Annotated in this window: 21 protein-coding genes and 1 tRNA gene; 14 read left to right on the forward strand and 8 right to left on the reverse strand. The window is 70.4% G+C overall.

Going from position 1 to position 19,723, the window contains the following annotated elements; genetic code table 11:
- Nucleotides 1–168: 168 nt before the first annotated feature.
- The 6 genes from DCE93_RS01995 to DCE93_RS02020 all read left to right on the forward strand — a co-directional run bounded on the left by DCE93_RS01995 (nt 169) and on the right by DCE93_RS02020 (nt 3,687).
- A tRNA-Trp gene (locus DCE93_RS01995) sits at nt 169–241 on the forward strand.
- A 40-nt stretch (nt 242–281) separates the two neighbouring features.
- Nucleotides 282–557: a preprotein translocase subunit SecE gene (gene secE, locus DCE93_RS02000; RefSeq protein ID WP_108596525.1), complete on the forward strand. Its 276-nt coding sequence runs from the start codon at nt 282–284 to the stop codon at nt 555–557.
- A gap of 64 nt (nt 558–621) precedes the next feature.
- Nucleotides 622–1,548, forward strand: a complete 927-nt coding sequence (gene nusG / locus DCE93_RS02005) for a transcription termination/antitermination protein NusG (protein ID WP_108594415.1) — start codon at nt 622–624, stop codon at nt 1,546–1,548.
- 156 nt (nt 1,549–1,704) lie between these two features.
- Nucleotides 1,705–2,133 (forward strand): 50S ribosomal protein L11, encoded by a 429-nt coding sequence (rplK, locus tag DCE93_RS02010; protein ID WP_108594416.1) that lies wholly within the window; start codon nt 1,705–1,707, stop codon nt 2,131–2,133.
- Between the two features lie 146 nt (nt 2,134–2,279).
- On the forward strand, nt 2,280–2,969 hold the full coding sequence (rplA, locus tag DCE93_RS02015) for a 50S ribosomal protein L1 (protein WP_108594417.1): 690 nt from the start codon (nt 2,280–2,282) through the stop codon (nt 2,967–2,969).
- Nucleotides 2,970–3,366: 397 nt separating this feature from the next.
- Nucleotides 3,367–3,687: a hypothetical protein gene (locus DCE93_RS02020; RefSeq protein WP_133411868.1), complete on the forward strand. Its 321-nt coding sequence runs from the start codon at nt 3,367–3,369 to the stop codon at nt 3,685–3,687.
- A gap of 3 nt (nt 3,688–3,690) precedes the next feature.
- Here DCE93_RS02020 and DCE93_RS02025 read toward each other — a convergent pair whose 3' ends face one another.
- Complete coding sequence (locus DCE93_RS02025) at nt 3,691–3,960, reverse strand: acylphosphatase (protein ID WP_108594419.1); 270 nt, start codon at nt 3,958–3,960, stop codon at nt 3,691–3,693.
- Nucleotides 3,961–4,074: 114 nt separating this feature from the next.
- Between DCE93_RS02025 and DCE93_RS02030 the strand changes: the two genes are divergently transcribed.
- On the forward strand, nt 4,075–4,431 hold the full coding sequence (locus tag DCE93_RS02030; protein WP_108594420.1) for an iron chaperone: 357 nt from the start codon (nt 4,075–4,077) through the stop codon (nt 4,429–4,431).
- Nucleotides 4,432–4,493: 62 nt separating this feature from the next.
- On the opposite strand, the gene DCE93_RS02035 is transcribed toward DCE93_RS02030, so the two are convergent.
- The 3 genes from DCE93_RS02035 to DCE93_RS02045 form a co-directional block, all read right to left on the reverse strand.
- Nucleotides 4,494–5,858 (reverse strand): NAD-dependent succinate-semialdehyde dehydrogenase, encoded by a 1,365-nt coding sequence (locus DCE93_RS02035; protein ID WP_108596526.1) that lies wholly within the window; start codon nt 5,856–5,858, stop codon nt 4,494–4,496.
- 86 nt (nt 5,859–5,944) lie between these two features.
- Nucleotides 5,945–6,697, reverse strand: a complete 753-nt coding sequence (locus tag DCE93_RS02040) for a PDC sensor domain-containing protein (protein WP_146184917.1) — start codon at nt 6,695–6,697, stop codon at nt 5,945–5,947.
- Nucleotides 6,678–7,439: a FadR/GntR family transcriptional regulator gene (locus DCE93_RS02045; RefSeq protein WP_108594422.1), complete on the reverse strand. Its 762-nt coding sequence runs from the start codon at nt 7,437–7,439 to the stop codon at nt 6,678–6,680. The genes DCE93_RS02040 and DCE93_RS02045 overlap by 20 nt, the downstream gene beginning before the upstream one ends.
- 111 nt (nt 7,440–7,550) lie before the next feature.
- Between DCE93_RS02045 and DCE93_RS02050 the strand changes: the two genes are divergently transcribed.
- From DCE93_RS02050 to DCE93_RS02060, 3 genes are all read left to right on the forward strand, one after another.
- Nucleotides 7,551–8,753: a CaiB/BaiF CoA transferase family protein gene (locus DCE93_RS02050; RefSeq protein ID WP_205647454.1), complete on the forward strand. Its 1,203-nt coding sequence runs from the start codon at nt 7,551–7,553 to the stop codon at nt 8,751–8,753.
- Complete coding sequence (locus DCE93_RS02055) at nt 8,750–9,946, forward strand: acyl-CoA dehydrogenase family protein (RefSeq protein WP_205647455.1); 1,197 nt, start codon at nt 8,750–8,752, stop codon at nt 9,944–9,946. The genes DCE93_RS02050 and DCE93_RS02055 overlap by 4 nt, the downstream gene beginning before the upstream one ends.
- A 189-nt stretch (nt 9,947–10,135) precedes the next feature.
- A complete protein-coding gene (locus tag DCE93_RS02060) occupies nt 10,136–11,671 on the forward strand; it encodes an aldehyde dehydrogenase family protein (protein WP_108594423.1) in 1,536 nt (511 codons plus the stop codon).
- A 68-nt stretch (nt 11,672–11,739) separates the two neighbouring features.
- On the opposite strand, the gene DCE93_RS02065 is transcribed toward DCE93_RS02060, so the two are convergent.
- Nucleotides 11,740–12,069 carry a hypothetical protein gene (locus DCE93_RS02065; protein ID WP_108594424.1) on the reverse strand — a complete coding sequence of 110 codons (330 nt, stop codon included), beginning with the start codon at nt 12,067–12,069 and terminating at the stop codon, nt 11,740–11,742.
- Nucleotides 12,070–12,356: 287 nt separating this feature from the next.
- On the opposite strand from DCE93_RS02065, the gene DCE93_RS02070 reads away from it, so the two are divergent.
- The 4 genes from DCE93_RS02070 (at nt 12,357) to DCE93_RS02085 (ending at nt 15,485) form a co-directional block, all read left to right on the forward strand.
- Entirely contained in the window at nt 12,357–13,175 is an 819-nt protein-coding gene (locus DCE93_RS02070; RefSeq protein WP_244284216.1) for a transporter substrate-binding domain-containing protein, read from the forward strand.
- Nucleotides 13,176–13,208: 33 nt separating this feature from the next.
- Complete coding sequence (locus DCE93_RS02075; protein WP_205647456.1) at nt 13,209–13,871, forward strand: amino acid ABC transporter permease; 663 nt, start codon at nt 13,209–13,211, stop codon at nt 13,869–13,871.
- Nucleotides 13,858–14,658: an amino acid ABC transporter ATP-binding protein gene (locus DCE93_RS02080; protein WP_108594425.1), complete on the forward strand. Its 801-nt coding sequence runs from the start codon at nt 13,858–13,860 to the stop codon at nt 14,656–14,658. Before DCE93_RS02075 ends, DCE93_RS02080 begins: the two co-directional genes overlap by 14 nt.
- A 71-nt stretch (nt 14,659–14,729) precedes the next feature.
- Complete coding sequence (locus DCE93_RS02085; RefSeq protein ID WP_108594426.1) at nt 14,730–15,485, forward strand: Pr6Pr family membrane protein; 756 nt, start codon at nt 14,730–14,732, stop codon at nt 15,483–15,485.
- On the opposite strand, the gene DCE93_RS02090 is transcribed toward DCE93_RS02085, so the two are convergent.
- The 3 genes from DCE93_RS02090 to DCE93_RS02100 all read right to left on the reverse strand — a co-directional run bounded on the left by DCE93_RS02090 (nt 15,382) and on the right by DCE93_RS02100 (nt 19,692).
- A complete protein-coding gene (locus DCE93_RS02090) occupies nt 15,382–16,905 on the reverse strand; it encodes a flavin monoamine oxidase family protein (protein WP_108594427.1) in 1,524 nt (507 codons plus the stop codon). The genes DCE93_RS02085 and DCE93_RS02090 overlap by 104 nt on opposite strands.
- A 30-nt stretch (nt 16,906–16,935) precedes the next feature.
- Nucleotides 16,936–18,141, reverse strand: coding sequence for an aminotransferase class I/II-fold pyridoxal phosphate-dependent enzyme (locus DCE93_RS02095; RefSeq protein ID WP_108594428.1), 1,206 nt, complete (start codon nt 18,139–18,141; stop codon nt 16,936–16,938).
- Nucleotides 18,142–18,276: 135 nt separating this feature from the next.
- Nucleotides 18,277–19,692 carry an aspartate aminotransferase family protein gene (locus DCE93_RS02100; protein WP_108594429.1) on the reverse strand — a complete coding sequence of 472 codons (1,416 nt, stop codon included), beginning with the start codon at nt 19,690–19,692 and terminating at the stop codon, nt 18,277–18,279.
- Nucleotides 19,693–19,723 lie beyond the last annotated feature (31 nt).

Below are 19,723 nucleotides of genomic sequence, written 5' to 3' on the forward strand. Positions count from 1 at the left end.
TCCGCTCGGCTTTACTCTGCCTTCCGCGTCGCATACACTTGGTGAGGTTGTTGAACTCAGCCAAGATTTTCTGCGCCTGTTTTCGGGCTCTCACCTGGTGAAGAAACGCAGTTGATCGTGGTGCACTCAGCAACCGGTGGAACAGCCCCGGTCACCCGGTCGTTCCATAGGGCGGTGGCTCAATTGGTAGAGCAGCGGTCTCCAAAACCGCAGGTTGCAGGTTCGAGTCCTGTCCGCCCTGCGAGCCGGCAGTGAATGCCGGCCCACGAAAGGTGTACGAGGTGGCACGGAAAGTAATCGACGAACCGAGTGAAGACGTCGTCGCCAACGCGAAGCGCGATCGCGCGGCGCGTCGGAACCCCTTTTCGCGCGTCGCCCTGTTCATCCGGCAGGTCATCGCCGAACTCAGGAAGGTCGTCACACCGACCCGCAAAGAGCTTCTCAGTTTCACGACTGTGGTGCTCGTGTTCGTCGTCATCATGATGGCGATCGTGTGGGCGTTCGACCAGGTGTTCGGCTGGGTCGTGCTGTACGTCTTCGGAACACCGGGGGTCTGATCGGACCTTCGGGTTCGACGGATCCGGTTCGCCGCTGGCGCACCGGAGAAAAGGATTGAGAGAAGTGTCAAGGACTGAGCACGACGACGTCGACTGGGCCACGGCCGCCGAGCAGTCGGCTGAAGACGACGAGGCGCAGACCGGCAGCGTGCTCGAGCACGAAGAGGAATCGGTCGAGCCGGCCGAGCAGCGGGCCGTGCACATCGTCGACGACGAAGGAAACGACGTCGACCTCGACGCCGTGCTCGACGCGATGGCCGAGTCGAGCGACCCCGAGGCAGACGCCGTGATCGACGACGCCCTCGACATCGACTCCGTCGAAGAGGCCGAGGCTGCGGCCGAAGCCGTCATCGAAGAAGAAGAGGAGCAGGCCGACCCGTACGCGGAGTTCCGCGCCGAGCTCCGCTTCCTTCCGGGCAAGTGGTACGTCATCCACTCCTACGCGGGCTTCGAGCGCCGCGTGAAGGCGAACATCGAGCAGCGACGCGAGTCGATGGCGATGGCCGACTACATCTACCAGGTCGAAGTGCCCATGGAAGACGTCGTCGAGATCAAGAACGGCCAGCGCAAGATGGTCACCCGAGTGCGCATCCCCGGTTACGTGCTCGTGCGCATGGACCTCAACGAGGAGAGCTGGTCGGTCATCCGCCACACTCCGGGCGTCACGGGCTTCGTCGGCAACGCGCACAACCCGACCCCCCTCCGCTTCGAAGAGGCCTTCGGCATGCTGAAGAGCCTCGTCGAGATCAAGGATGTCGCCCCCGTCAAGGGTGCGAAGGCCGGCGCCGCCACGGGTGCCGCCCGCGCGATCCCCGCCGAGGTCGACTTCGAGGTCGGCGAGACGATCACCATCAAGGACGGCTCGTTCGCGGGCCTGCCCGGCACGATCAGCGAGATCAAGCCCGAGAGCGGCAAGCTCATCGTGCTCGTCTCGCTCTTCGAGCGCGAGACCCCGGTCGAGCTCAGCTTCGACCAGGTCACCAAGCTCTAACCTCCCAGACAGCACGCAGCGGCCCTCCGGTATCATCGGAGGGTTGTGCTGCGTCAGCAGGGTTGAAACAGTACACAGATCACCGCATCCCGGAACGGCCGGGCGTGCGGGAGAGTGCCCCGGCAACCGGGGCGTTCGAACAGAAAGAGAGAAATCATGGCACCGAAGAAGAAGGTCACCGGTCTGATCAAGCTTCAGATCAAGGCCGGCGCCGCGAACCCGGCCCCGCCCATCGGCCCGGCCCTGGGTCAGCACGGCGTGAACATCATGGAGTTCTGCAAGGCCTACAACGCGGCGACCGAAGCCCAGCGCGGCAACGTCATCCCCGTTGAGATCACGGTCTACGAAGACCGTTCGTTCACCTTCGTCCTGAAGACCCCGCCCGCCGCCGAGCTCATCAAGAAGGCCGCCGGCGTCGCCAAGGGCTCGGGCGTTCCGCACACCACCAAGGTCGGCAAGCTGACCCAGGCGCAGGTGCGCGAGATCGCCGAGGCGAAGATGGTAGACCTCAACGCCAACGACCTCGACGCCGCGTCGAAGATCATCGCGGGCACCGCTCGCTCGATGGGCATCACGGTCGAATAGGCCTCCGTCTCGCCGGTCGAGGTGCGCGAAGCGCGCGTCGAGACCCGAGACCGGCGGATGCCACGCGGCATCCGCTCACCAGAACTCAGCATCAGTGGCAGCGCCCGCCAGGCGCAGATGACCACACTCTCTCAAGGAGAAGCAACATGGCACAGAAGTCCAAGGCCTACCGCGCCGCGGCCGAGAAGATCGAAGACGGCAAGTTCTACACCCCGAGCGAGGCCGTGGCCCTCGCGAAGGAGACTGGCTCGGCGAAGTTCGACTCGACCGTCGAGGTCGCGCTGAAGCTCGGCGTCGACCCCCGCAAGGCCGACCAGATGGTGCGCGGCACCGTCATCCTCCCGCACGGCACCGGCAAGACCGCCCGCGTCATCGTGTTCGCGACCGGCCCCGCGGCCGAGGCTGCGATCGCGGCGGGCGCCGACGAGGTCGGCGGCGCCGAGCTCATCGAGAAGGTCGCCGGCGGTTACACCGCGTTCGACTCGGCGGTCTCGACCCCCGAGCTCATGGGCCAGGTCGGCCGTCTCGGCAAGGTGCTCGGCCCCCGCGGCCTCATGCCGAACCCGAAGACCGGCACCGTGACCCCGAACGTGGGCCAGGCCGTCTCCGACATCAAGGGCGGAAAGATCGAGTTCCGCGTCGACAAGCACGCCAACGTGCACTTCGTCGTCGGCAAGGCCTCCTTCACGCAGGAGCAGCTCGAGGAGAACGCCAAGGCCGCCCTCGAAGAGGTGCTGCGGCTGAAGCCGTCGAGCTCGAAGGGTCGCTACATCCAGAAGGGCGCCGTGTCGACCACGTTCGGCCCCGGCATCCCGCTGGACGTCAACGCCATCTAGTCTCGAAGCAGACTGCACGAAGGGCCCGCCGGTTCGCCGGCGGGCCCTTCGTCGTCGTCGGCGGTCGCATCGCCCCGATGGGCTCGCGCCCTTGCGCCGACAGCGGGGCGGCGTACGCTGGCGGCATGAGTGAACGAACCACAGCGGTCTTCGCGTCGGTCGCCACCCTCACCGTCGCCACGGCGTACTGGACCTGACCGACACATGGCGTCACGATCGAGTACCGAACGTCCCGAAACCGTCGATGCGGGCGGCAGGACGCCGATTTCACATCGGCCGGCGTCGCGCATCTGAGAGGATTGCTGCATGATCGGCACCCCCCTGATTCGAGACCGGGTTGCGCCGGGTGCGATGCGGCCGGCAGGCGCGGCGCACCTTCGTGGTGGAGCGTGCCCTCGTGCGTAAGAGCACCCTCGACCGCATCGTCGCCGCCATCGAGGGGCCCGGTTTCCAGCACGGGATCGTCACCTCGGCCGCGCATGGGCGTCTGGTTCCGGTGTGCGCCGAGATCGACGCCGAGCTCGCCGGTCGCGGCGATTCCCGCGACGGCGGGGGGCCGCTCGACCCGGCCGTCGAACCGCTCGCCGCGACGGCTCGGGAGTGGGCCGAGCGGTTGCAGCGCGGCGCCGTCGTCGAAGCGGCAGAGGCGCGCGCACTCGCGGCGCTGCTCAGCGAACTCGCCGACGTCGTGAGCCCGATCGACGCACCTCGGCACTGACGTTCAGTCCGCCACGTCGAACGCGCCTTCGCCGACCGGCTCGCGCTCCGCGACATCCATGCCCTCGACGATCGATTCGGGCGGGCCGCTCGCGAGCCATGCGAGCATCGCCTCGACAGATGCGTCGTCGCCCTCGATCTCGGCCTCGACCGTGCCGTCGGCGCGGTTTCGCACCCAGCCGCCGATGCCGAGGCGGGCGGCCTCGAGCCTGGCCGAGTAGCGGAAGCCCACGCCCTGCACCATGCCGCGCACGACGACGTGTCTGCGGATCATGCGTCAAGCGTAGGCCTCAGCTCCCCGGGCGGCCGCGACAGGCTCGCTCGACGACGGCCCGGATTCGCGGGGCGATCGGATGCCTCGGCAGCCGCTCGGCGTAGCATGGCGGCCATGGGGGAGATGAGCGACTACATCGCCGGGCTCGAGGAGCCCGATCGTGACGTCATCGAGCGCATCAGGGCCCGCGCGGTCGCGCTCGTGCCCGACGCCGTCGAGGGGGTCAGCTACGGCATGCCGGCGCTGCGCTACCGGGACTCGCCGCTGCTCAGCGTCATGAAGGCCAAGGAGCACATCGGGCTCTACCCGTACAGCCCGCCCGTGATCGAGGCGGTCTCGTCGGAGCTCGACGGGTACTCGTGGGCGAAGGGCACGATCAGGTTCACGCCGGAGCATCCGCTGCCCGACTCGCTCGTCGATCGCATCATCCTGCTGCGACGCGACGAGATCGACGAGAAGAAGAAGCGCTAGCGCCGCCGAGACGACGGATGCCCCGGGGCACGAGCCCCGGGGCATCCGCTCTGCTTCGGCCCTCAGCCGATGCGGATCATCTTCTTGTTGACGAACTCGTCGGCACCGAAGCGGCCGAGCTCGCGGCCCGAGCCCGAGCGCTTGATGCCGCCGAAGGGCAGCTCGGCGCCGTCGGCGCCGACGACGTTCACGAAGACCATGCCGGCCTCGATCGAGTCGGCCACGCGCAGCGCCTGCTCGGCGTCGGTCGTGAAGACGTAGGAGCCGAGCCCGAACGGGGTGTCGTTGGCGAGCTGCACGGCCTCGGCCTCATCGGCGACCTTGAAGACCTGCGCGACCGGGCCGAAGAACTCCTCGTGGAACGCGTCGGAGCCGGGCTTCACATCGGTGAGCACGGTGCCCGCGTAGAAGTTGCCCTCGGCGGTGCCGCCCGTGACGAGGGTCGCGCCCTGGGCGACGGCCCGCTCGACCTGCTCGGTGAGCGTCTCGGTCGCCTTCGCCGACGAGAGCGGGCCGAGGCCGGTGCCCTCCTTGCTCGGGTCGCCGGTCTCGACCGCGCTGATCGCTGCGCTGAACTTGTCGAGGAACGGCTGGTAGAGCTCCTCGACGACGATGAAGCGCTTGGCGGCGTTGCAGGCCTGCCCGTTGTTGTCGAGTCGCGCGGCGACGGCCGCCTCGACGGTCGCGTCGAGGTCGTCGGTCGAGAGCAGGATGAAGGGGTCGGAGCCGCCGAGTTCGAGCACGACCTTCTTCAGGTGGCGCCCGGCGACCTCGGCGATCGCGGCGCCCGCGCGCTCGGAGCCCGTGAGCGAGACGCCCTGCACGCGCTTGTCGGCGATGACGGCGGCGATCTGGTCGTGCGAGGCGTAGATGTTGACGTAGGCGCCCTCGGGGAAGCCCGCGTCGCGGAAGATCTGCTCGATGGCCGCGGCCGACTCGGGGCACTGCTCGGCGTGCTTCAGGAGGATCGTGTTGCCGATCACGAGGTTCGGGCCGGCGAAGCGGGCGACCTGGTAGTACGGGAAGTTCCACGGCATGATGCCGAGCAGCACACCGAGCGAGCTCCGGCGGATGAGCGCCGAGCCCTCGCCCGCGAGCAGCTCGATCGACTCGTCTTTCAGCAGCGACTCGGCATTGTCGGCGTAGTACGCGTAGATGTCGGCGCTGAAATCGACCTCGGCGTAGGCCTGCTCGATCGGCTTGCCCATCTCGCGCACGATGATCGCGGCGAGCTCGTCGCGGCGCTCGAGGTGCAGTTCGCCGACGCGGCGGATGAGCGCGGCGCGCTCGCCCACGCTGGTCGAACGCGACCAGGTGCGGTGCGTCTCGTCGGCCGAGGCGATGGCGGCCTCGAGCTCGGCGTCGGTGATCGTCGGATACGTCTTGACGGTCTCTCCGGTCGCAGGATTGGTCACGGCATAGCTCATGGAGTTCTCCTTCTCGGGTGCGCACACGCCAGAGCCTCGTCTGCCGCGATGCATACGCTCACTTCAAACATATAACAGCGGATGATTCAAAACGACCCGGATGCCACGGGGTGAGCGACGGGTTCGACGAGCACCCGGAACGGGGTGCCCTGGCACGCCTCGGTGAGCGCCGCGCCGCCGGTGAGCTGGCCGACCGGCAGCGCCGGATCGGTCGAGAGCACGATGCGCCCGGCCGCATTCACGAGTGCGAGCCGCTCGGGCACGTCGAGGAAGGCGGCGAGCAGCTCTCGTTCGAGGCGGCGCACCGTGATGTCGGCGCCGACGACCCCGACCATGCCGGTGCCGGCGCCGGTGCCGGGCCTCGCGTGCACGGGCATCGTGAGCGTCAGGATGTAGTCGCACGTGCACAGGTGGTCGACGTAGGGCCCGGTCACGTGGGTGCGGCGCGTGCTCGCCGGAATCGAGTACCACTCGAGCGCCCTGAAGTCGCGCAGGTACTCGGTGTACCCGCGGGTGGAGAGGTCGAGGCGCGTCGGCGCGGTCGTCGAGCCGAGCACCGGATTCGCCTCGAGCGCGCCGAGCCACCATGCGAAGTGCACGTCGCGGTCGCGCACGATCTCGCCGTCGGCGATGAATCCGGCGCCGACGAGCAGCGGGTCGGGCTCGGTCAGGCGGGGCAGCACGAGTTCGGCGACGACCGCGTCGAGCTCGGCGGGTCGCACCTCGGGCGAGGCGTCGACGACCGACTCGATGGGGCGGCGCCAGTCGGCGAGCTGGTCGAACACCCCCGCGAACACCTCGCCGACCCTGGCGGCCACCTCAGGCGCTGATCGGCTCATCGAGTGCACCTCCCCGCTCGATGCGGGCCTTGGCCGCGAGGAGGTGCTCCGAGAGGCCCCGCACGAGTCGGCCGGCCGCCTCGCGTGCGCGCGCCTGGCGGTGCGCCGCGACGGCGCGCATGATCGCCAGGTCGTGCGCCGCGACATCCGCCCGCGCCTGCTCGCCGTCGAGACCGAGCAGCAGCAGCGGGCCGAACTCGGCCTGCAGGCGGATCTGCTCGTGCACGAGCCTGGCCGACTGGCTGAGCACGGCCAGCTCGAGGAAGAAGCCGCCCTGATTGGTGCGAGCGGATGCCGCTGCGCCGAAGTCGGCGGCGGCGAGCCAGCTCGTGAGCCGCTCGGCGTCGGAGTCCGAGGCGCGCTCGGCGGCCCGCTCGACGATGCCCGCGAGGATCACCCCGAAGTACACGGCCATGTCGCTGAGTTCGACCTGGGCGAGGCCGCGCAGTCGCGTCGTGATGAGCGAGCGGTGGTCGGCGTCGTCGGCGACGACGAAGCTGCCGCCGTCGCGGCCCCGGCGGGTCTCGACGAGTCCGGCCTCGCGCAGTATGCCGAGTCCCTCGCGCACGGTGATGAGGGCGACGCCGAAGCGACGGGCGAGGTCGGGTTCGCTCGGCAGGCGCTCACCCGCGCCGAGCACGATGCCGTCGGTGAGGCGCTGCGCGACCTGCTCGGCTCGGCCTGTGTCGGAGAGCTGGGCGAACACGGCTTCGCGTGCCCCTGGTCCCACCCTCGATTCCATGCGTTCAGGCTAGTCGAGCGGGCGGGCCGGGATGGCGGCGCACGCGGAAATCATTCAAGATAGGATGAATCGGAGCGGCGAAGCGGCCGCCGACATGCGAAGGCGGATGGGATGCACGCGCGGCGTAGCGACGACGAGGCAGCCGTCTCCTCCGGCGCGTCGGCCGGGGTGCTCGCCGGAGTGCGCGTCGCCGACTTCTCGAGGGTGCTCGCCGGCCCCTACGCCACGATGATGCTCGCCGACTTCGGCGCCGACGTCGTGAAGATCGAGTCGCCCGCGGGCGACGACACCCGGCACTGGCGCCCGCCCGTCGACGCGAGCGGCCGGGCCACGTACTTCGGCAGCGTCAACCGCAACAAACGGTCGGTCGCACTCGACCTGACGGACGCGGCGGGGCTCGCCGAGGCGCGTCGGCTCGCGGCATCCGCAGATGTCGTCATCGAGAACTTCCGGCCCGGAGTGATGGATCGCTTCGGACTCTCGTACGACGAGGTCCGGGCGTCGAACCCGGGCGTCGTCTACTGCTCGATCACGGGCTTCGGCACGGGGGAGGGCGCCGCGCTCGCCGGCTACGACCTGCTCGTGCAGGCCGTCGGCGGGCTGATGTCGATCACGGGCGCCCCCGGCGGTGAGCCCGCGAAGGCTGGCGTCGCGCTCGTCGACGTGCTCACGGGGCAGAACGCGGTGACCGGCATCCTGCTCGCGCTCCGCGAGTGCGAACGCACCGGGCACGGCCAGCGCGTCGAGGTGAACCTCTTGCACGGGCTGCTCTCGGCGCTCACGAACCAGGCCGCATCGACGCTCGCGACCGGCACCCCGCCCCCGCGCCTCGGCAACGCGCACCCGAGCATCGCGCCCTACGCGGTCTTCCACGCGGACGACCGCGAGCTCGTGATCGCCGTGGGCAACGACAAGCAGTTCCGGGCGCTCGCGGGGGTGCTCGGCGTCCCGACGCTCGCCGACGACGCGCGGTTCGCGGGCAACGTCGACCGCGTCGCGCATCGCGCCGAGCTCACGGCGCTCATCGAGGAGCGGCTCGCCGGGGCATCCGCTGCGCACTGGGTCGAGGCGCTCAGCAGCGCCGGCGTGCCCGCGGGCCTCGTGAACGACGTCGCCGAGGCGATCGCGTTCGGCGAGGCGCTCGGCCTCGAGCCCGTCGCCGAGATCGGGGCAGGCGCCGCCACGAGCCGCACGATCGCGAATCCGATCGGCCTCTCGGCGAGCCCCGCCGTCTACCGCACCCCGCCGCCCGCGCTCGACGAGCATGCGGGGGCAGACTGGCATCCGACCCCTTCGAAAGGACCGCACCCGTGACCCACGCTCCCACGATCGACGCCGTGTTCGACCTCGACGCGCTGCTCAGCGCCGAGGAGCGCGAGTGGCAGCAGCGGGCCCGCGCGTTCGCGCAGGAGCGACTGCTGCCGGTCATCGAGGAGGACTTCGAGGCCGGGCACTTCCGCCGCGAGTTCGTGAAGGAGCTCGGCGACTCCGGCTTTCTCGGCATGCACCTGCAGGGCTACGGATGCGCCGGCGCCGGCGCCGTCTCGTACGGCCTCGTGTGCCTCGAGCTCGAGGCCGCCGACTCGGGCTGGCGCACCTTCGTCTCGGTGCAGGGCTCGCTCGCGATGAGCGCGATCCACAAGTACGGCTCGGAGGAGCAGAAGCAGCAGTGGCTGCCCGGCATGGCCGCGGGCGACCTCGTCGGATGCTTCGCGCTCACCGAGCCGCAGGGCGGCTCGGACCCCGCGGGCATGACGACGACCGCGCGCCGCGACGGCGACGGCTGGGTGATCGACGGCGCGAAACGCTGGATCGGCCTCGCGTCGCTCGCCGACGTCGCCGTCGTCTGGGCGAAGGTCGACGACCCGTCGTTCGCGGGCGGCGACGGCGGGCGCGCGGTGCGCGGGTTCCTCGTGCCGACCTCGACGCCGGGCTTCACGGCGACGCCGATCGACGGCAAGCTCTCGATGCGCGCCTCGGTGCAGTGCGACGTCGCACTCGAGGGCGTGCGGGTCGGCGACGACGCGATCCTGCCGGGTGCGAAGGGCCTCTCGGGGCCGTTCGGCTGCCTGAACGAGGCCCGCTACGGCATCGTCTGGGGGGCGATGGGCGCCGCGCGGTCGTGCCTCGAGGCGGCGATCTCGCGTTCGGTCGACCGCGAGGTGTTCGGCAAGCCGATCGGCGCGAACCAGCTCATCCAGGCGAAGCTCGCCGACATGTTCCTCGAGGTCGAGAAGGGCATCCTCCTCGCCCTGCACCTCGGCCGGCTCAAGGAGCGCGGCGCGCTCACCCCGGCGCAGATCTCGGTCGGCAAGCTCAACAGCGTGCGCGAGGCCCTCGCGATCGCGCACGAGGCGCGTGCGATCCTCGGCGGCGACGGCATCACGAACGCGTGGCCGGTCATGCGGCACGCGGCGAACCTCGAGTCGGTGCGCACCTACGAGGGCACCGACGAGATCCACCAGTTGATCCTCGGCCGCGAGCTCACGGGATTGAATGCGTTCTGAAGCCGTTCCCGCTCTCGACGTCCTTCCCGAGTCTCGACTCGCCCCGACTCTCGGTCTCAATTACGAGTCGATCCGTCGATCTTCGCCCTTCGATGGCGCGCATGGGGCGAAGATCGACGGATCGCGGGTGGTGGGACTCTGATGGACGGGTGGGGTTCCGAATGAACGGCGCCGACGTGGGAGGACGACATGGCTGAGACGAACAGGGCAGCGGATGCCGCGGGCATCGCGCCGCGCGATGAGGCGCGACGCGCCGACGACCCGATCGTGACGGATGCCGCGACCGACGTCGACATCGCGGTGCGGCTCGCCGCGGCATCCGGCTTCGAGCGCTCGCTACGCGCCGACCGCGCTCGCTGGCTGACCGCGCTCGCGGAGGCCCTCGAGGCGCACCGCCAGGAGCTCGTCGCCCTCGCCGCCGAGGAGACGCAGCTCAGCGCGGCACGCCTGACCGGCGAGGTGACGCGCACCGTCTCCCAGCTCCGGTTCTTCGCGGGCGTCGCCGTCGAGGGCTCCTACGTCGAGGCGACGCTCGACTCCCCAGACGACTCCCTCACCCCGCCGCGCCCCGATCTGCGGCGCATGCTCCGCCCGCTCGGAGTCGTCGCGGTCTTTGCGGCCTCGAACTTCCCGTTCGCGTTCTCGGTGCTCGGCACCGACACCGCCTCGGCGCTCGCCGCGGGCTGCCCGGTCGTGGTGAAGGCGCATCCCGGGCATCCGCGGCTGTCGCGGCGGGTCGCCGAACTCGGCCGCGCGGCTCTCGCGGCGGTGGGCGCCCCGGCGTCGGCGCTCGCCCTGGTCGACGGGTTCGACGCGGGCGCCGAGCTCGTGCGGCATCCGCTCGTCTCGGCCGTCGGGTTCACCGGCTCGACCCGCGGCGGGCGAGCGCTCTTCGACCTCGCCGCGGCTCGGCCGGCACCGATCCCGTTCTACGGCGAACTCGGCTCGATCAACCCCGTCGTGGTGACCGCGGCAGCGGCGGCAGCGGATGCCTCGGGCATCGCGTCGGGCCTCGCCGGCTCGTTCACCCGCGACGGCGGCCAGTACTGCACGAAGCCCGGGCTCGTGTTCGTGCCCGAGGTCGCGGGCTTCGAGGCCGCCCTCGTCGGCGCGCTCGCCGAGGCGCCGAGCCAGGCGCTGCTCACCGACGGCATCGCGAGCGCCTTCGACGCGGGGTCGGCGGCGCTCGTCGCGCGCGATGACGTCGAACTCGTCTTCGCAGGCGAGCGGGCCCCGGATGCCGCGGTAGTCGCGGCTCCCGTCGTCGTCGCGACGTCGATCGAGGCCTTCACGGCCGCCCGGGAGGTGTTCCTCGAGGAGTGCTTCGGGCCGCTCACCGTGCTCGTGCGCTACGCCGACGAGGGCGCGCTCGCCGTGGCGCTCGCGGCGATCGAGGGCTCCCTGACCGGCACGATCCAGCACGCGCCGGGCGAGGACGTGGCCGAGCTGACGGCCGCGCTCGGCCGTGTGGCCGGCCGCGTCGTGTTCAACGGCTGGCCGACGGGCGTCGCCATCGCGTGGGCGCAGCATCACGGCGGCTCGTGGCCGGCGACCACCGCGTCGGTGCACAGCTCGGTGGGCGCGACCGCGATCCGGCGCTGGCTCACGCCCATCGCCTACCAGGACGCACCGGCCGGAGTGCTGCCGCCCGAACTCGCCGACGGCAACCCGCTCGGCATCCCGCGCCGCGAAGACGGCCTGCTCGTCACCGGGCCGACCGGGTAGCCGGGCTCAGTACACGATGAAGGGGCGGCCCGCACGGGCCGCCCCTTCATGTGAATGCCTCAGAACGCTCAGTTGATGCCGGGGATGACGAGCCAGCGGTTGACGAGGATCAGCCACACGGCGACGAGCACGATCGCGGCGATCGTCAGCGACACTCCGGTGCGGCCGCGGGTGATGAGGGCGACCACCAGCACTACGAGCGTCGCGATGCCGAGCACGATCGAACCGAACGGGATACCCGGCAGGAACAGCGACAACACGAACAGTGCGGCGACGATCACCTCGATGATGCCGACGACCGTCGAGCCGCCGCGGCCGCGCAGCCGCCGGATGCCGTCGATGAGGGCGAGGGCGCCGCCGATGAGGGCGATGAAGAGGAGCCAGGACAGGGTGATCACGGCTGGGGGAGTCCTTCCGATCGGTGTGGGTGCACCACGGCGACGGAGCGGGTCTCCATCGCCGCGGCCAGCCTATCGACGGCAACACCGGGAGCGGGAGGGCTTGCGCGAGGCGCCTTCGGCACGGTATGCCGCGAACGGCATGCAACCGGGGCCCGGCGAATCCGCCGGCTCCGGAATGAAGCGCGGGGTAACTCCGTTCTCATCACGGGCGGGCCCGTGATGGACTCGACCCGGCGCACACGACGTCGCCGCACAGCCGCACCTCCCCACGAACGGAGCTTCACTTGTCTCGTACACCCCGGGTTCGCACCCTGCTCGGCCTCGCCGCGGCATCCGTCACGGTCGTCGCCCTCGCCGCCTGCTCGAGCGGGGCTCCGGCCTCGAGCGACGCCGCGGCCGAGGACGAGTACGGGCTCGTGAAGGCCGGGACGCTCACGGTCGCGACCGAGGGCACGTACCGTCCGTTCAGCTTCCACGACGGCGGCGCGGGCGAGCTCGTGGGCTACGACGTCGAGGTCGCCGAGGCGGTCGCCGAGAAGCTCGGCCTCGAGATCGAGTTCCAGGAGACCCAGTGGGATGCGATCTTCGCCGGTCTCGACGCGGGGCGCTTCGACGTCATCGCGAACCAGGTGTCGATCAACCCCGAGCGCGAGGAGCAGTACCTCTTCAGTGAGGCGTACACGGTCTCGCCGGGCGTCATCGTCGTCAAGGAGGGTGACACCTCGATCTCGGGATTCGGCGACCTCGCCGGCAAGACGACCGCTCAGTCGCTCACGAGCAACTGGTACACCCTCGCCCAGGAGTCGGGCGCGAACGTCGAGGCCGTCGAGGGGTGGGCCCAGGCCGTCGCACTGCTCCAGCAGGGCCGCGTCGACGCGACCATCAACGACAAGCTCACCTACCTCGACGACGTGAAGACCAACGGCCAGTCGGGCATCGAGGTCGCCGCGGAGACCGACGACCCCTCGCTCAGCGCGCTCGCCTTCACGAAGGACAAGACCGACCTCGCCGCCGCGGTCGACGCCGCGCTCGCCGAGCTCCGCGCCGAGGGCGTGCTCGCCGAGCTCGGCGAAAAGTACTTCGGCGAAGACGTCTCCGAGTAGCGTCGTCCTGCAACGGACGAAGGCGGTGAGGCGTTGAGCGGCTGGCAGCTGTTCCTCGAATCCTTCTGGCCGATCGTGTGGGGCGGGGTGAGCGGCACCATCCCGCTCGCCCTCGCCTCCTTCGCGATCGGCCTCGTGCTCGCGCTCGGCGTGGCACTCATGAGGCTGTCGACCAACCGCGTGCTCTCGAACGTCGCGCGGTTCTACATCTCGGTGATCCGCGGTACGCCGCTGCTCGTGCAGCTCTTCGTGATCTTCTACGGGCTGCCCTCCCTCGGCCTCACCATCGACCCGTGGCCGAGCGCGATCATCGCGTTCTCGCTCAACGTCGGCGGCTACGCCGCCGAGGTGATCCGGGCCGCGATCCTCTCGGTGCCGAAGGGGCAGTGGGAGGCCGGGTACACGATCGGCATGTCGCACGCCACGACACTGCGCCGAGTCATCCTGCCGCAGGCCGCTCGGGTGTCGGTGCCGCCGCTCTCGAACACCTTCATCTCGCTCGTGAAGGACACCTCGCTCGCCTCGCTCATCCTCGTGACCGAGTTGTTCCGCGTCGCGCAGCAGATCGCCGCGTTCAGTCAGGAGTTCATGCTGCTCTACCTCGAGGCTGCGCTCGTCTACTGGCTCTTCTGCCTCGTGCTCTCGAGCGGGCAGGGCCTTCTGGAGAAGAGGTTGGATCGCTATGTCGCACACTGACCCGCTCGCCCCGGCGGGGGAGCCCGACGACACGGTGCTGCTCGCGTCGCGGGGCATCCGCAAGTCGTTCGGCGACAACGAGGTGCTGCGCTCGATCGACCTCGAAGTGCGGCGCGGCGAGGTCGTCGTGCTCATCGGCCCGAGCGGCTCGGGCAAGACCACGGTGCTTCGCTCGCTGAACGGACTCGAGACGCCCGACGGCGGCACGATCGACTTCGCGGGCGGTCCGTCGCTCGACTTCGCCGAGCCGGTCTCGAAGGCCCAGCGTTTCGCACTGCGCGACCGCTCGGCGATGGTCTTCCAGCAGCACAACCTGTTCCCGCACATGACGGTCATCGAGAACGTCATCGAGGGGCCGGTGCGTGTGCAACGCGTGCCGAAGGCGCGGGCGATCGCCGAGGCATCCGCTCTGCTCGACCGCGTCGGACTCGCCGAGAAGCGCGACGCGTACCCGTTCGAGCTCTCGGGCGGGCAGCAGCAGCGGGTCGGCATCGTGCGCGCCCTCGCGCTGAAGCCGCAGTTGCTGCTCTTCGACGAACCGACGAGCGCACTCGACCCCGAGCTCGTGGGCGAGGTGCTGCAGGTCATCAAGGAGCTCGCCGACGAGGGCTGGACCATGGTCGTCGTCACCCACGAGCTGAGCTTCGCGCGGCAGGCCGCCGACGAGGTGCTCTTCATGGACGACGGCGTCGTCGTCGAACGCGGTGCGCCGGGCGCGATCTTCACGAACCCGACGCACGAGCGCACCCGCCGGTTCCTCGATCGGATTCTTCGGCCGCTCGACTGAGGCGGCGCGCATCTCGGGTGCGCGCGCCGACGCTCGGCTCCTCGACCCGTGCGGGCGGCTAGCGTTGAAGCATGCCCGGCTCGCGACGCACCAGCGCTGACGACGCGCAGCAGGTGCGGGCCCGGCGGGCGCTCGGCGTCTTCCGGCTGCTGATCGCGGCACTCGAGATCGTCGCGCTGATCGGCAACTTCCAGTACGTGCTCGGCTTCCGGCTCTTCGCGACGGCCAATTTCTTCAGCTACTTCACCGTGCAGTCGGCCTTCGCGGCGGTCGTGACGCTCGGCATCGCGGCGGCGTTCGCGCTCTTCGCACCGCGCGACCCGGCTTGGCTCGGCATCATCCGCACCATGGTCACGGTGTACGTGCTCGTCTCGGGCATCGTGTTCGCGATCATCGTCGCGCAGGCCTCGACGCGCGACTACCGCATGGAGGTGCCGTGGTCGGACACCGTGCTGCACTTCGTGGTGCCGGCGCTCGCCGCGATCGCCTGGACGGCCGACAGCGTCATGGCCGTGAACCCTCGAGTGCCGTGGTCGACGATCGGCTGGGTGCTCGTGTTCCCCTCGATCTGGCTCGTCTACACGCTCTTCCGCGGCGCCGACATCGGCTGGTACCCGTACTTCTTCCTCGACGAGGCGCAGGTCGGCGGCATGCTCGGGGTCGGACTGTACTGCCTGCTCGTGCTCGTGATCTTCGTCGCCGTGACGGCCGGACTCGTCGCCGTCAACCGGGCGTTGTGGCGAAGGGCACGAGGGCGTCGAGCACGGCGGCCTGGAACGCCTGATCGTCGAGCGCCTCGAGTCGAATCGCCTGCGCTGCAGCGATGATGCCGACGAGGATCGGCTCGCCGGAGTCGATCCCGGCGTCGATCCAGGCGGCGACCGGCGAGAGCTCGCCGACGACCGTCAGCACGTTCGCAGCGGGGGCCGGCTCGGTGCCGGGTGCCACGCCCGGGGCATCCGCATCATCCGGGGCATCCGCATCATCCGGTGCATCCGCTCGCCAGAACGCCTCCTCGAACCGCAGCCACACGGTGTCGACGACCCCCATGCCGAGCAGCGAGATCGCGCGCTGGTGCATGAGCGGCAGCGCCGGGCTGAACCGCACGGTGTCGGTCTTCAGCACGCCGAGCGGCACGGTGACGATCGCCCGGTCGGCGTTGAGCGATTCGCCGGAGTCGAGCCGCAGGCTCACCCGCCGGTCGTTGTAGGCGATGCTCGTGACCACGCTCGACACGGCGATGTCGAGCGGCTCGGCGAGCTCGTCGATGTAGTCGGAGAGCCGACCGGTGATGAGCTCGCCGAGATGTTCGAGACGCGTGGGGTCGTACTGGATGGCAGAGATGACCGCGGTCGCCGCACCCGTCGACGGCGCGACGCCGCTGTTGATGGTGTGCGCGAGCCAGTCGGCGGGGCTCACGCCGTCGGCACCGGGTTCGGCCGGGAGGGGCGCCGCGCCCGAATCCGCGAGCGCCGCCGCGAGCGAGACGTCGCGGGGCTGGGTGCTCGCCCAGTGCTTCGCCGTCGCGATCGCCTCGGCGCCGGTCGGCGGGATCGGCACCCGAAGCCCGGCCGTGGTCGCCGCCGCGACCTCGGCGGCGAACGGCACGGTGTCGACGGATGCCTCGTGCAGCGCGTCGATCATGGCCTCATCGTCGCCCGTGAACACGGCGCCGAGCTCGACGGGGCGCTCGAACCCCGTCGCCGCCACGGAGTGGGCTCGCCCGCCCAGCCGATCGCGCGCTTCGATCACCACGACCTCGAACCCGGCGTCGACGAGATCTCGGGCCGCGGTGAGCCCGGCGACGCCGGCGCCGATGACGGCGACCCGTTCGCCGGCCTCGCCGAGCCGCGCGATGTCGGCGGCGGCGCGCGTTCCCGAGGCGCGAGCGCCTGCGAGGCTTCCCGGATTCTCGGCGTCGGTCGCCTCGCCGGCGATGACGAGACGACCGCCGACCGGCTGCCCGAGCGCCCGGCGCAGCTCGGGTGTGGTGCCGACGGCATCGAAGCTGAAGGCGCCGCGGGAGAACGGGTCGGCGCCCCACCGCGAGCGGCGCATCGCCGTCGGCGCCGGCACGCCGTTCGTCGGCGCGGGCGGCGCCGTGGTCGCGGGGGCCGAACTCGGCACCGGGCTCGGGCTCGGCTCGGGCCAGGTGCAACTCGCGAGCACGACCGTCGCGATGCCCGAGAGCGAGGCGGCGAGGAAGGTTCGCCGGGCCATGCCGCCCGGCGCTCCCCGTGATTCCATGGGATCAGGCTAGCCGACGGCCCGGCGCGCTCACCCGGTTCCCGGCGCGCCTGCCGCGCGGAAGGCGGCCGCGAAGCGGGGCAGGCTCGCCTCGATCGTCTCCATCGTCGCGGTCAGGCAGATGCGGAAGAACCCCGGGGTCTCGAACATGCGCCCGGGCAGCACGAGCACGCCCTCGCGGTCGAGCGCTGCGGCGAACGCGGCGTCGTCGGCGATCGGCGACTCGGGGAAGAGGTAGAACGTGGCCTCCGGCACCGTGACGCGGTACCCGATCTCCCTGAGGCCCGCGACCATGACGTCGCGCTTGCGCTGGAAGAGCGGGATGTCGAACTCCAACGTCTCGAGACGGGGCAGCGCGTACTGCATCGACGCGTTGGGGAAGAGCCATCCACCGGTGATCTGGATCGCCTCGATCGCATCGCGGAGCGGCTCGCGGTCGGGCATCGTCGGGGGCACCGCGAGGTAGCCGATGCGCTCGCCCGGCGAGAGCAGGGTCTTGCCGTAGCTGTAGGCGAGGAAGCTCCAGGGGTAGAACTCGACCGGGCTGCGGAACCGAGCACCGTCGAACACGATGCGGTTGTAGGCCTCGTCGGAGATGAGGAAGATGCGCCGTCCGTTCCGGGTCGACGCCTCATCGAGCAGGGCGGCGAGGCGTTCGAGCGTCGACACTGGGTAGATGCGGCCGGTGGGGTTGTTCGGGCTGTTGACGATCACGATGCGGGTGCGCGGCGTGATGGCCGCTGCGATCGCATCGAGGTCGAGGTCGAACGTCGTGCGGTCGATCGACACCTTCACCGGCAGCAGGCCCGCCTCGCGGATGAGTCCTTCGTACAGGAACCACGGCGGGAGGCTGTAGACGACCTCGTCGCCGGCGTCGCCGACGATCTTCAGGGCGGTCGAGATCGCCGCGAACCCGCCCGTGGTGAGGTGCACGTCGGCCGTCTCGAACGGGATGCCGACATGCCGTCGCAGTGCCTCGGTCGCGGCCGCGATCGCCGTCGCGTCGCCGAAGTTGTAGGCGAACCAGAGCTCGTGCTGCGGGATCAGCGAGTCGCGGAGGATCTCGACGTAGGCGCTCGACGGCGGGTCGTGCGGGTCGCCGAAGGTGAAGTCGAGCACGCCTGGTTCATGGCGTCGCCGCTCGTAGCCCGAGAGCCGGTAGAACTCGTAGAGCAGGTGGAACGGCGTCGCGTCTTGCACGTCCGCGACGCGATCGGAAGTGAGTCGGTCATCCATGAGCGCTTCCCTCGGGATCTGGGACGCTCCGTCGACACGGAGATCCCGTGAATGCCGCCATGGTACTCCGCAGCGGGGGCCCGCGCCTCGGGCAATTCCCGGACGCGGCCCCCGACTGCGGTTCGCTCGGTGTCGCTACGCGGCGACGTGCCCATCGGCGATCGTGAGCGCCGCGTCGATGATGTCGAGCCCGCGCACGAGCTCGTCTTCGGTGATGACGAGCGGCGGTGCCACGTGCATGCGGTTGAAGTGCACGAACGGCCAGAGGCCGGCCTGCTTGCAGGCGGCGGCGACGGCGGCCATCGGCGCGGCATCCGCCCCGCTCGCATTGAACGGCACGAGGGGTTCGCGGGTCTCGGCGTCGCGCACGAGCTCGATCGCCCAGAAGAGCCCGCGACCGCGAACCTCGCCGACCGAGGGGTGCGTCGCCGCGATCTCGCGAAGCCGCGGCTCGACGACGCGCTCGCCGAGGTCGCGCACTCGCTCGAGGATGCCGTCGCGTTCGAACACCTCGAACGTCGCGACCCCGGCGGCGCAGGCGAGCGGATGTCCCGAATACGTGAGCCCGCCGGCGAACGCCACCGTGTCGAAGTGCGCGGCGATGCGCTGCGAGATGACGACGCCGCCGAGCGGCACGTAGCCCGAGTTCACGCCCTTCGCGAAGGTGATCAGGTCGGGCACGACGTCGAAGGCGTTGACCGCGAACCATTCGCCGACCCGGCCGAAGCCGACCATGACCTCGTCGGCGATGTAGACGATGCCGTAGCGGTCGCAGAGCTCGCGCACGCCGGCGAGGTAGCCGGGCGGCGGCACGAGCACGCCGTTGGTGCCGACGATCGTCTCGATGATGATCGCCGCGATCGTGCCGGCGCCTTCGAGCGTGATGACCTGTTCGAGGTGGGCGAGCGCCCGCACGGTCTCCTGCTCGGCGGAGTCGGCGTGGAACGACGAACGGTACGGGTAGGGCCCGAGGAAGTGGGCGACGCTGCCGTCGCTCGGCTCGTTGGGCCAGCGTCGCGGGTCGCCCGTCAGCGAGATCGCGGTCGCCGTGCCGCCGTGGTAGCTGCGGTACATCGACAGCACCTTGCGTCGTCCGGTGACCGCGCGGGCGAGACGCACGGCGTACTCGTTGGCGTCGGCGCCGCCGTTGGTGAAGAACACCTTGTCGAGGTCGCCGGGTGCGACATCGGCGATGCGCCGGGCGAGTTCGCCGCGCACGTCGCTCGCCATCGAGGGCTGGATCGTCGCGAGCCGCCCGGCCTGCTGCTGGATCGCCGCGACGAGGTCGGGGTGCTGATGCCCGAGGTTCAGGTTCACGAGCTGGCTCGAGAAATCGAGGTAGGCGTTGCCCTGGTAGTCCCAGAACGTCGAGCCCCGGCCGGCCGCGATGGGCAGCGGGTCGATGAGCGCCTGCGCGCTCCACGAGTGGAACACATGGGCTCGGTCGTCGGCGCGCACCTGCGCCTCGGCAGCGGCATCGGGCAGCGGATGCCGCGTGCCGAAGCGGTCGGCGAAGACCGCTTCGGTTCCGGTGGTGATGGTGTCGGTCATGTCGGATGCCTCCTTCAAGTGGTTGCCGGGA

Source organism: Agromyces badenianii, from assembly GCF_003070885.1.
Classification (GTDB): domain Bacteria; phylum Actinomycetota; class Actinomycetes; order Actinomycetales; family Microbacteriaceae; genus Agromyces; species Agromyces badenianii.